The 11,452-nt window shown below is 72.0% G+C and carries 7 protein-coding genes; 2 read left to right on the top strand and 5 right to left on the bottom strand.

Features of this window, described 5'->3' with window-relative positions; translation table 11 throughout:
* The 3 genes from GUY61_RS27360 to GUY61_RS27350 all read right to left on the bottom strand — a co-directional run.
* Positions 1 to 624 (bottom strand): lactate utilization protein C (locus GUY61_RS27360; RefSeq protein WP_166632923.1); only part of this gene is annotated, 624 nt, incomplete at its 3' end.
* A complete protein-coding gene (locus GUY61_RS27355; protein WP_166632922.1) occupies positions 621 to 2,198 on the bottom strand; it encodes a lactate utilization protein B in 1,578 nt (525 codons plus the stop codon). The genes GUY61_RS27355 and GUY61_RS27360, both read right to left, overlap by 4 nt.
* On the bottom strand, positions 2,195 to 2,962 hold the full coding sequence (locus GUY61_RS27350; RefSeq protein WP_166632921.1) for a (Fe-S)-binding protein: 768 nt from the start codon (positions 2,960 to 2,962) through the stop codon (positions 2,195 to 2,197). Before GUY61_RS27350 ends, GUY61_RS27355 begins: the two co-directional genes overlap by 4 nt.
* A 211-nt stretch (positions 2,963 to 3,173) precedes the next feature.
* On the opposite strand from GUY61_RS27350, the gene GUY61_RS27345 reads away from it, so the two are divergent.
* Entirely contained in the window at positions 3,174 to 4,847 is a 1,674-nt protein-coding gene (locus tag GUY61_RS27345; protein ID WP_166632920.1) for an L-lactate permease, read from the top strand.
* A 290-nt stretch (positions 4,848 to 5,137) separates the two neighbouring features.
* Here GUY61_RS27345 and GUY61_RS27340 read toward each other — a convergent pair whose 3' ends face one another.
* Entirely contained in the window at positions 5,138 to 6,685 is a 1,548-nt protein-coding gene (locus GUY61_RS27340; RefSeq protein ID WP_166632919.1) for a DUF1254 domain-containing protein, read from the bottom strand.
* A gap of 477 nt (positions 6,686 to 7,162) precedes the next feature.
* Entirely contained in the window at positions 7,163 to 7,981 is an 819-nt protein-coding gene (locus GUY61_RS27335; protein ID WP_166632918.1) for a FadR/GntR family transcriptional regulator, read from the bottom strand.
* A gap of 367 nt (positions 7,982 to 8,348) precedes the next feature.
* Between GUY61_RS27335 and aceE the strand changes: the two genes are divergently transcribed.
* Positions 8,349 to 11,015 carry a pyruvate dehydrogenase (acetyl-transferring), homodimeric type gene (aceE, locus tag GUY61_RS27330; protein ID WP_243766791.1) on the top strand — a complete coding sequence of 889 codons (2,667 nt, stop codon included), beginning with the start codon at positions 8,349 to 8,351 and terminating at the stop codon, positions 11,013 to 11,015.
* Positions 11,016 to 11,452: the final 437 nt, after the last annotated feature.

Raw genomic sequence — 11,452 nt, 5'->3', positions numbered from 1 at the left:
GCGGATGACCACCACGAGGGTGCGGGGGCCGTGGACGCCCTCCACCCGCTCCAGCTCGATGTCCGACGTGGCGGACGGTCCGCTGATCAGGGTGGTGGGCCGCTCGGGCACCAGCCGGGCCACCGCCTCGGGCACCCCCACCTCGACGGTGGAGAGGTCCACCACGCACACGTGCAGGTCCGGCACGAGGGACAGTGCCCGCCGGCCCTGGTCGGCGGAGCCGTCGAGGAAGATCGTGCCGGTCTCCGCGCAGCTCACCGCCGAGGCGGTGACCACCCCGTCCAGCTCGCCCAGATCCGGCGCCGGCACCTCCGCGGAGTCCACCCGAACCTCGCCCTCGTACGCCGACGTCCACGCCGGGTCGAGTCCCCGGGGCACGCCCACCTTCCGCGCCCCGTGCTCGCGCAGTGCCCGCGCGACGACCTCGGCGGTGTCCTCGCCGGCGCAGGTGTGGACCCGTGCCTTGTAGTCGACGAGCCGGTCGGTGAACAGTTCCAGCCGTGCGGTGTCGGGCAGGGTCCGCCCCGTGCGGTAGGCGCGGGGGATCTCCACCGGGGGTGCCGCGGAGAGCGCCAGGGCGTTCCGTACGCGTCCGAGCACCGTCTCTCGTGCGGTCGCGGTCACCGCTGCTCCTCGGGGTGGTCGTGGTCGGCGTCGTCGTGGCCCGCGCGTTCGGCCACGCCCTCGGAGGCGGCGTCCCGCAGGGCCGCGGCTCCCTCCTCGGAGGCGAACCAGGCGCGGAAGGTCTGCTTGGGCAGCGCGGGTGTGTCGCGGCTGTCGCTCCAGCCGTTCAGCGGGCGCGGCAGGCGCGAGATCTTCCCGTCACGGCCCGCCAGGAGCCGGCTCGCTCCGCCGGCCCGCTGTGCGGCGGTGAAGAGTCCCGGGCGTTTCATGACCGCCGCGGCGGCCTTCATCGCCAGTTTCTCGGCGTTCATACCCGCGTGCTCGGTGTGCTGGTGGCGCAGTTCCACCAGCAGCGAGGGGATGTCGATCTTCACCGGGCAGGCGTCGAAGCACGCCCCGCACAGGCTGGAGGCGTAGGGCAGTGAACTGTTGGGGTCCTTCGCGGCGGCGTCCATCCCGGCGAGCTGCGGGGTGAGGACCGCGCCGATGGGACCCGGGTAGGTCGATCCGTAGGCGTGCCCGCCGGTCCGCTCGTACACCGGGCAGACATTGAGGCAGGCCGAGCAGCGGATGCAGTTGAGCGCCTCGCGCCCGATCCGGTCCGCGAGGGCGGCCGTGCGCCCGTTGTCCAGCAGGACCAGGTGGAACTCCTGCGGTCCGTCGCCGGGTGTGACGCCCGTCCACAAGGAGGTGTACGGGTTCATCCGCTCGCCGGTGGAGGACCGCGGCAGCAGTTGGAGGAAGACCTCCAGGTCCCGGTAGCGGGGCAGCACCTTCTCGATGCCCATGACGGTGATCAGCGTCCGCGGCATGGTCAGGCACATCCGGCCGTTGCCCTCGGACTCCACGACCGACAGCGTGCCGGTCTCCGCGATGCCGAAGTTGGCGCCGGAGACGGCCACGGGGACGGTCATGAACTTCTCGCGCAGATAGGCGCGGGCCGCGGCGGCCAGGTGGGCGGGCACGGCGTCCAGGTCCGGGTCGACTCCGGGGATCTCCCTGAGGAAGATCTCCCGGATCTCGTCGCGGTTGCGGTGGATGGCGGGGACGAGGATGTGCGAGGGCTTGTCGTCGGCCAGCTGCACGATCAGCTCGGCGAGGTCGGTCTCCCAGGCGGTGATGCCCTCGCCCTCCAGGTGCTCGTTGAGTCCGATCTCCTGGGTGGCCATCGACTTGACCTTGATGACCTGATCGCTGCCGGTCGCCCTGACCAGCCGGGTGACGATCTCGTTGGCCTCCACGCCGTCCCGCGCCCAGTGGACGGTGCCGCCGTGCTCGGTCACCTTCCGCTCCAGCTGTTCCAGCAGTTCCGGCAGCCGGTTCATGGTGTCGGTCTTGATCGCCGAGCCGGCGTCCCGCAGCGGCTCCCAGTCCGGCAGCTCGCCGGTGACGTTCAGCCGCTTGGCGCGAATGGTGCGGGTGGCCCGGCCGAGGTTGCGGCGCAGCTGCTCGTTGCCCAGCTCCCGGCGGGCGGCCTCGGGGAAGGTGCGTTCGCCGCGCAGGTTGCCGGTGCCGTAGGGGGAGCGCGGCGGCGGCGCGGGCATGCCGAGGAAGGTGCTGCTGGTGGTGCTCATCGGGCGGTCTCCGTGAGGACGTACGGCGAGGTGCGGGTCGAGGCGAGGATCTGCGCGAGGTGCAGGGTGCGGGTTCCGGCCTTGATACGGGACAGACCGCCGCCGATGTGCATCAGGCACGAGGAGTCTCCCGCGGTGCACACCTCGGCTCCGGTGGAGGTGACATTGCGCATTTTGTCCTGGAGCATCGCGGAGGAGGTCCCGGCGTTCTTCATCGCGAAGGTGCCGCCGAAGCCGCAGCAGGCGTCGGCCTCCGGCAGTTCCACGAGATCGATGCCGCCCACGGCGCGCAGCAGCCGCAGCGGCTTGTCGGCGACGCGCAGCATGCGCAGCGAGTGGCAGGTGGGGTGGTAGGTGACGCGATGCGGGAAGTGCGCGCCGACGTCGGTGACGTCCAGCACGTCGACGAGGAACTCCGAGAGTTCGTAGGTCTTGGTCCGCACGCCCTCGACGCCCGCCCGCAGTGCCTTGTCCCCGTACCGCTCGGCGACGAGCCGGTGCTGGTGCCGCACCGATCCCGCGCAGGAGCCCGAGGGCATCACGACCGCGTCGAGGGACGGGTCGCCGAACTGCTCCGCGAAGTTGCGCACCAGGGCGACCGGCTCACGCTGGTAGCCGGTGTTGACGTGCATCTGGCCGCAGCAGGTCTGCCCCGGCGGGAACACCACCTCGTGCCCCAGGCGTGCGAGGAGGACAGCGGTGGCTTTCACCGCCTCCGGGAAGAGTGTGTCTCCCAGGCAGGTGGCGAAGAGTCCGACGCGCATGGAGGGACCTCCACAGTAGTTGGATTAATGGTCAGACCATACAAGCCTCATGCCAAAAGGCAAGAGTTAGTAACGCAATGGTCTGACCTTATTGACATACGACATCTCTGCTGCCGTACTAAGGGCGTTCGTCAGCCAGACGCCGCCGACGTTGCCCGGGACGGGACGCCCCGACCGCACCGGCGGCGCTCCAGAACCCCAGGAGCCTTTCGTGGGCACAGCACCCACGGCCGCCCTCGCGGCCTACACACCCGACGTGGCCGCCGTCGGGAACAGCCTCACCGCCACCGCACTGCTCGGCCTGGTGCCCCTCGCGACCTTCTTCGTGCTGCTGATGGTGGCCAAGCGGCCCGCCCTGCAGTCCGCCCTCGGCGCCCTGCTGGTGGCGGTGCTGGTCGCCGTCGTCGGCTACGGCATGCCGCTGAGGCTCACCATGCTCTCCGCCACCCAGGGCCTGGCCTTCGGCCTCGTCCCGGTGATGCTGATCGTCGTAGCCGCGATCTGGTTCTACGAACTCACCGTCGTAAGCAAGCGGTTCGAGGACCTGCGGCGTTCCTTCAGCGCGGTCGGCCGCGGCGACCTGCGGGTCCAGGCCATGCTCATCGCCTTCTGCTTCGGCGGACTGCTGGAGGCCCTGGCCGGCTTCGGCGCCCCGGTCGCCATCACCGCGGCCATGCTGATGGCACTGGGTCTGCCGCCGCTGAAGGCCGCGGTGACCGTCCTGGTCGCCAACACCGCCCCGGTCGCCTTCGGCGCGATGGCCATCCCGATCACCACCGCGGGCAACCTGACCGGCATCCCCGCCGAGGACATCGCCGCGGTCGTCGGCCGGCAGACCCCCGTGCTCGCCCTGGTCGTCCCGACGCTGCTGCTCTTCCTCGTCGACGGGGTGCGCGGCATCCGGCAGCTGTGGCCGATCGCGCTGGTCACCGGCGCCGTCTTCGCCGTCGCACAGTTCTGGTGCTCGGCCCACTTCGCCTACGAGCTCACCGATGTCGTCGCCGCGCTCGCAGGCTTCGGCGCGGCGGTCGTGATGCTGCGCTTCTGGGCCCCGAAGACGCCCGACGACCAGCGCTCGCAGGTCGAGCCCGAGCCGCTGACCCCGCGCCGGGTCTCCCTGGCCGTGCTGCCGTACGTCCTGGTGATCGTGGTCTTCGGCATCGGCAAGCTCACCGCCGGCGGGATCGACGTACCCAAGCTGCTGGGGACCTTCGCCCTCGAACTGGAGTGGCCCGGCCTGTACGGGAACCTGCTGGCGGGCGACGGCTCACCGGCCGGCAGCGCGATCTACAAGCTCGACGTCCTCGGCAACCCGGGCACGCTGCTGATCCTCTCCGGCATCCTGGTGACCGCGATCTACAGCCTCACCAAGGAGGACGGCCGGTTCCCGATGTCCGCCGGGCTGGCGGTGAGCGCCGCCGTGCGGACCGTGAAGAACATGCGGGTCGCCATCGCCACCGTCGCCACCGTGCTCTCGCTGAGCTACGTCATGAACCAGTCGGGACAGACCATCGCGATCGGCACGTGGCTCGCCGCCGCCGGCGCCCTCTTCGCACTGCTCTCGCCGACGCTCGGCTGGCTCGGCACCGCCGTCACCGGCTCCGACACCTCCGCGAACGCCCTGTTCGCCACCCTCCAGCAGACGGCGGGCAAGAGCGCGGGCATCGACCCGAGCCTGCTGGTCGCGGCCAACACCTCCGGCGGCGTCGTCGGCAAGCTCGTCAGCCCGCAGAACCTGACCATCGCCGCGACCGCGGTCGGCAAGCCGGGTTCGGAGCGGATCCTGCTCCGCAAGGTCGTCGGATACAGCCTCGGAAAGCTCGCCCTGCTGTGCGTCCTGGTCTACCTGCAGTCGCAGCCCCTGCTCTCCTGGATGCTCCCCTAGTACGGGGAAGCCTTCCGTGCGGGAAGCCCGGGAAGCCCTCGTACGCACGGCACCCACCTCCGGGAGTTCCCCGGAGGCTCCCAGGAACGCGACGCGGCCCCGCCGGTACCGCGCCCCCCTTCGCGCCGGCCGCCCCGTCGCCCGCCTCGCCCCCGCAGGGTCCGCACCCCTGCGGGGGCGAGGCACGTCCTGCGGGGTGAGGCGCATCCTGCGGGGCGGGCGAGGCACGTCCTGCGGGGTGAGGCGCATCCTGCGGGGCGGGCGAGGCACGTCCGGCGCCTGCCGCGCCGTCAGTCACCGCCCCGGGAACGGTCGGCGGGCTCGACCGGAGGGCACGTCCAGCGCCCGTCGAGGACCTCGGAGCGGGGCTGGTACATGCGCAGGACGACCGTCCATGTGCCGCTGTCGGGCACGGGCAGCCAGTTGGACTCCACCTCGGCGCCGGGCGAGCCGGCACCGAGGTGGATGGTCAGGCCTCCGTCGTGGTCGAAGAGCAGTCCCCGGGTGCGGTCGCCGATGGAGTACCTGTCGACCGGGTTGGGGACGAGCCGCTTGTCCTCGTCGTAGACGGTGAGTGACCAGAAAGCGTCGACGGGCGGCATCCCGCCCGGCTCGAAATGCAGCCGGAAGGGGCCGGGGCCCTCCGTGTCGCAGCCCGGTCCGTGGTGGTGGGCCAGGTAGACCGCTTCCTCGGGGTCGTTGACGTCGCCGACCAGTGACTGGTCGGCGGCGCGTTTGAGGAAGTCGTCGCCGAAGCGTCCGATCTGCGGCGGCGGATACTGCCAGCCGTTGACCACACGGGCCCAGTCGCCGCTGACCATCTGCTGTTCGAGCAGTGACATCCCGGTGGCGGCGGCCCGGATCAGACTCTGCCTGACGTCCTCGGGCTGGTCCTCGACGTCGAGTCCGGGCCCGATCCCGATCTGCGCGAACTGCCTGAGCAGGATCTCGTGGTGCCGCGGCGGCGGGTTCTCGGCCAGCATGGCGTTCAGCGTCTTCCACGGGCCGAGCGGGTCCTGTGCCGCCTCGACCGGTTCGAGCACGTCACGGTGGCCCGGGACCCCGGCACCCGGCCTGCCGAACAGATGGAGCGGGGTCAGCCGGTACTGGCGCTGCAGCGCGTGGACGTGCGGCAGGTCGTCCTCGCCCTCGGCCAGGGTGCGGCCCCAGATCAGGATCCAGGGGCTGGGCGCGGTCGCGGTACGGCGCACTCCATCGGGCAGCTCCCCCGTCCAGCCGGGTCCGACGAGCGCGAAATCACCGGCGCCCGGCCCGGTGGTGCGCCGGCCGACGTAGTCGTAGTTGTCGGAGGTGATGCCGACGAGTTCGAAGGTGAAGTAGCGCTCGCCCATGTCCGGGTGCGAGAGGACGACCGGCTCGGTGCTCAGGTCCACCCACGCGATCGAGTACAGCGTGTCGTTGTTGGGGTACGGCACATTCCGGGTGGAGGCGTCGAACGGCCTGCGTCCGTGCCAGAAGTGGTTGACCGCGGCGTAGGGGGTGGTGTCCGTGTCGGGCTCCTGGGTCACCCACCGGTGGCGCAGCCGGGCGTTGTGGATGTAGGGGAAGCCGTAGATGAAAGCCTGCTCCCCCAGGGTGTAGGCGTACTCACGGCGCCAGTCCACCTGCCCGGTCAGCGCCGGTTTCACCGTCTGCCAGAGCATCGGCAGGGCCTGGGAGGCCTTCCGGGCGCGGGCGGCCGCCGTGCCGGGGTGGCGCACGGCATCCACCGTGGCCCTGCCGGTGACCGCGGCCGCCTGGCCGACGGTCGACGCCACTTCCGCGAGGTCGTGCCGCAGCCGGTGGAAGGGAACGTTGCTCGGGGCTTGTGTGGTCATGACGGCGGGTCCTCTCCCTGTCGTCTCGCGGGCACGGCGCCTCGGCATGAGGGACGGGGGACGTGCGACCGCCGGCCACGCCGCCCGGCCTGGTGCCGCGTCGGTCGGGGTTCGCCCGCTGAGGAGCGGCGTCCGGTGCCGGGGGTACCTCCCGCCGGAGGCAGGGGGAGCATCGCAAGGCGGCCGGAAGCCCTCGTAGTGGGTCTACTCGGGCTTTCGGCCAACCCCAGCGTGGGGGTACCCCCCGCGCCTGGAAGGCTGCGGGGGAGCCGGGCGTCGCGGCGGGGCGAACCTCGGCTGACGCGGCACCAGGTGCCGGTGGGCCGACGGGTCGTCGTGCGCCGTGCATGACGGGCGGTCCCGGGCAGTCATGGCCACGGCCCGGGGACGGCTCGTCCCCGGCCGGGAGGCTCGGTCGCCCCCTCGGGAACCCGACTCCTCGAGTAGATCACCGCGGGCGGGGGCGGGCAACCGCGGTCAGGACCCGCCGCCCCGCTCCTCGCCGCCCTCGCCGCCCTCGCCGTTGTCGCCGGACTCACCGGCACCGCGGCCGCCGTCGCCCGCCCCGCCGCCCTCGTCCTGGGCGACGAGCCTTCCGTGGAACCCCCGGATGTGCCGCTCCACCAGGTCGGCGGCCTCCTCGCCCCGGCCCTCGCGCACCAGCCGGAGCAGTTCCGTGTGCTCCGCGTTCAGGGTCGCGGCGGTCGCGGGCCAGTCCTCGACAGCCTCAAGCGCCCGCAGGATCAGCGGGCGTACGGACTCGCGCACCGCGGAGGTGAGGGTGGAGGTCAGCCGGTTGCCGGAGCCGCGGGCGATCTGCACGTGGAAGCGCGTGTCGAGATCGTTGAACTCGGGCACCGCGATGTCCGGCTCGCACATCCGCTCCAGCAGGTCCCCCGCGACGTCGACGTCGTCCGCGGAGGCGTGCTCCGCCGCGGTCCTGAAGCTGGAGCGCTCCAGGACGACCCGGGCCTCGAGCACATCCTCCAGGCGGTAGCCGCCGAGGGCGAAATGCAGCCTGAGCACCCGCCCGAGCGCGTCGTCGGGGTTCATCACGATCCGCGCTCCCGCGTCGGGCCCCCGGCCCGCCTGGGCGACGAGCACGCCGATCGTCTCCAGCACCCGCAGCGCCTCGCGCAGCGCGGAGCGGCTGACGCCCAGCACCTCGGCCAGTTCGCGCTCCGGCGGAAGCCGGTCCCCGACCTTCAGCTCGCCGGCGAGCACCCGCTCCTCGATGCTCTCCAGGACCAGCTCGTGCGTGCGGGACTGGCGCACGGGCCGCCACTCAACAGACATCAACACTCCCCGACTCAACCCACCGCCACCCCACTATGTCACAGCGCCAGAAAGGTCGGACCAAAGGGACGAGTCGATCCGGGACTGCCGCACCTCCGGCGCCGGGACCCACGGGCCGGCCTCGCCAGACTCGCACACGACTCGACCGAGCAGGGAAAACACGGCACGGCGTGCCCCATTTCGTGGCACTGGATGCCAATTTCGGGTGGCGGCAAGATTTTGCCTTCCAGACCTTTGATCGATCATCGATCAGGGGCTTACAGTCTCCGGTGCGGGCTGCACCCAGCCCCGAGACCCTGTCCTGCCCTTCAGGGTCCACCCCCGCACCACACCTCCCCCCGTCATGACGGAAGGCGGCGAACGAACCATGAGCGAGCTCGATCAGCTCCCGGACCGTGACACCGAGGAGACCGCCGAATGGGCGGCCTCACTCGACGCCGTCACCGAAAACGCCGGCCCGCACCGGGCGGCGTACCTGATGCGCCGCATCCTCCAGCACGCCGAGGCGTCCAACCTCGCCCTGCCGAAGCTGCTGGAGACGGACTACGTCAACACCATCCCCACCGCCGCCGAACCCGCCTTCGGCGGTTTCCCGGGCGACGAGGACATGGAGCGACGGATCACCGCCTGGAACCGCTGGAACGCGGCCGCCATGGTCACCCGCGGCTCGCGCTTCGGCGTCGGCGGCCACATCGCCACCTTCGCCTCCGCCGCCTGGCTGTACGAGACGGGCTTCAACCACTTCTTCCGCGGCAAGGAGTCGCAGGACGCCCCCGGCTCCGGCGACCAGCTCTACATCCAGGGCCACGCCTCCCCCGGCATCTACGCCCGTGCCTTCCTCGACGGCCGGCTCACCGAGGCCCAGCTGGACAACTTCCGCCAGGAGGCGGGCGGCAACGGCCTGCCCTCCTACCCGCACCCGCGCCGGCTGCCCTGGCTGTGGGAGTTCCCGACGGTCTCCATGGGCCTCGGCCCGCTCTCCGCGATCTACCAGGCGCGCTTCAACCGCTATCTCACCGGCCGCGGCATCAAGGACACCTCCGCCTCGCACGTGTGGGCCTTCCTCGGCGACGGCGAGATGGACGAGCCCGAGTCGACCGCGGCCCTCGCCCTCGCGGGCCGCGAGGGACTCGACAACCTGACCTTCGTCATCAACTGCAACCTGCAGCGCCTCGACGGACCGGTCCGCGCCAACTTCAAGATCGTGCAGGAACTGGAGGCACAGTTCCGGGCGGCCGGCTGGAACGTCGTCAAATCGCTCTGGGGTTCCGCCTGGGACGAGCTGTTCGCCCTCGACACCACGGGCGCGCTGGTCAGGCGGCTCCGCCAGGTGCCCGACGCGCAGTTCCAGACCTACGCCACCCGCGACGCCTCGTACATCCGCGAGCACTTCTTCGGCGCCGACCCGGCCCTCGTCGAGATGGCGAGGCTGCTCTCCGACGCCAAGATCGCCGAGTGCTTCCAGACCTCGCGCGGCGGCCACGAGCCGCGCAAGGTGTACGCCGCCTACAAGGCCGCCGTCGAGTTCAGGGGCGCGCCGACCGTGATCCTGGCGCAGACCGTGAAGGGCTACACGCTGGGCCCCGGCTTCGAGTCGCGCAACTCCAACCACCAGATGAAGAAGCTGTCCGGCAAGGAGTTCCGTGCCATGCGGGACCTGCTGGACCTGCCCATCCCGGACGCCAGGCTGGACGAGCACCTGGTGCCCTACGGCCACCCCGGCGCCGACTCCCCCGAGGTGCGCTACCTCCAGGAGCGCCGCGCGGCACTCGGCGGCCCCGCCCCGGCCCGCCGCGTGCACCCGGTGCCGGCGCTGCCCGCCCCGGAGGAGCGTGCCTTCAAGGCGCTGCTGAAGGGCTCCGGCAACCAGGGGATGGCCACCACGATGGCCTTCGTACGCCTGGCGAAGGAGCTGATGCGGGACAAGGTCACGGGCAGGCGGTGGGTGCCGATCGTCCCGGACGAGGCCCGCACCTTCGGCATGGAGTCGCTGTTCCCCTCGGCCGGCATCTACTCGCCGAAGGGCCAGACGTACGAGCCGGTCGACCGCGACCAGCTGATGTACTACAAGGAGGCCACCGACGGCCAGGTCCTCAACGAGGGCATCACCGAGGCCGGTGCCATGGCCGACTTCATCGCCGCCGCCACGTCCTACGCGACGCACGGCGAGCCGATGATCCCCTTCTACATCTTCTACTCGATGTTCGGCTGGCAGCGCACCGGCGACCAGATGTGGCAGCTCGCCGACCAGCTCGGCCGCGGTTTCATCGTCGGCGCCACCGCCGGACGCACCACGCTGACCGGCGAGGGCCTCCAGCACGCCGACGGACATTCGCATCTGATCGCGGCCACGAACCCGGCCTCGCTCAACTACGACCCGGCGTTCGCCTACGAGATCGCGGTGATCGTCAAGGACGGTCTGCGCCGGATGTACGGGCCCGAGGCGGAGAACGTCTTCTACTACCTGACCGTCTACAACGAGCCGAAGCCGCAGCCCGCCATGCCGGAAGGCGTCGAGGAGGGCATCCTCAAGGGCCTGTACCGGTTCCGCGAGGGCACGGCGCCGGCCGCCGACGCGCCCCGGATCCAGCTGCTGGCGTCCGGCACCGCGATCCACTGGGCGCTCGAGGCCCAGGAACTGCTGGCCGCCGACTGGGGTGTCACGGCCGACGTCTGGTCCGCGACCTCCTGGGGCGAGCTGCGGCGGGACGCCCTGGAGTGCGACGCGGCACGGCTGCGCGGCGAGCAGCGCACGCCGTACGTCGCCAAGGCCCTGTCGGGGGCGCCCGGCCCGGTGCTCGCCGTCAGTGACTGGATGCGGCAGGTGCCGGACCAGATCAGCCAGTGGGTGGAGCAGGACTGGTCCTCGCTCGGCACGGACGGCTTCGGCCTCTCCGACACCCGGGACGCGGCCCGGCGACACTTCGGCGTCGACGCGCGGTCCGTCGCGGTGGCGGCGCTGGCCCAGCTCGCCCGGCGCGGCGAGGTGCGGACATCGGCGGTGAAGGAGGCCCGCGAGCGCTACGGTCTCTGATCCACGGACCCGCGACCCCGGATCCGTGCCGGGCCCGCCCGCCTCGTCCCCGGGCGGGCCCGGACGCACCCCGCCCGGCGGGGCCCGGCGGTCCCTCTTCCGTACCCGCGCGCGACCCGGTCCCGGCGGACCGTTCATCCCGGCGGGCGGCCCCGCGGGGCCGCCGGGACACGACACGGCCGGCTCGGTGCCGTGGCCGCCGAGCGCCGCCGCGCCGGCGGGTCCCCCGTGCGGTCCGGGGCCTCCTCACGAACGCGGAACCGTGAACCCGCCCACGGCCCGTGAACCCGCCAGGCACCGGCCACCAGGCCCGGGCGGCCCGCCGCTCCGGCCCCGCCCACACGGTTGCCGCGGAGCTGTGTCCGATCGGCGCCGACGACGCCTCCCGTGCGGGCCGGGGACACCGGCCGCTCTGCCGCGGCAGGGCGGTGTCACCG

The sequence above is a fragment of the Streptomyces sp. GC420 genome, from assembly GCF_009916105.1.
Taxonomy (GTDB): domain Bacteria; phylum Actinomycetota; class Actinomycetes; order Streptomycetales; family Streptomycetaceae; genus Streptomyces.
The sequence above is the reverse complement of the archived record's forward strand: the minus strand, read 5'-3'. Positions and strand labels throughout refer to the sequence as shown.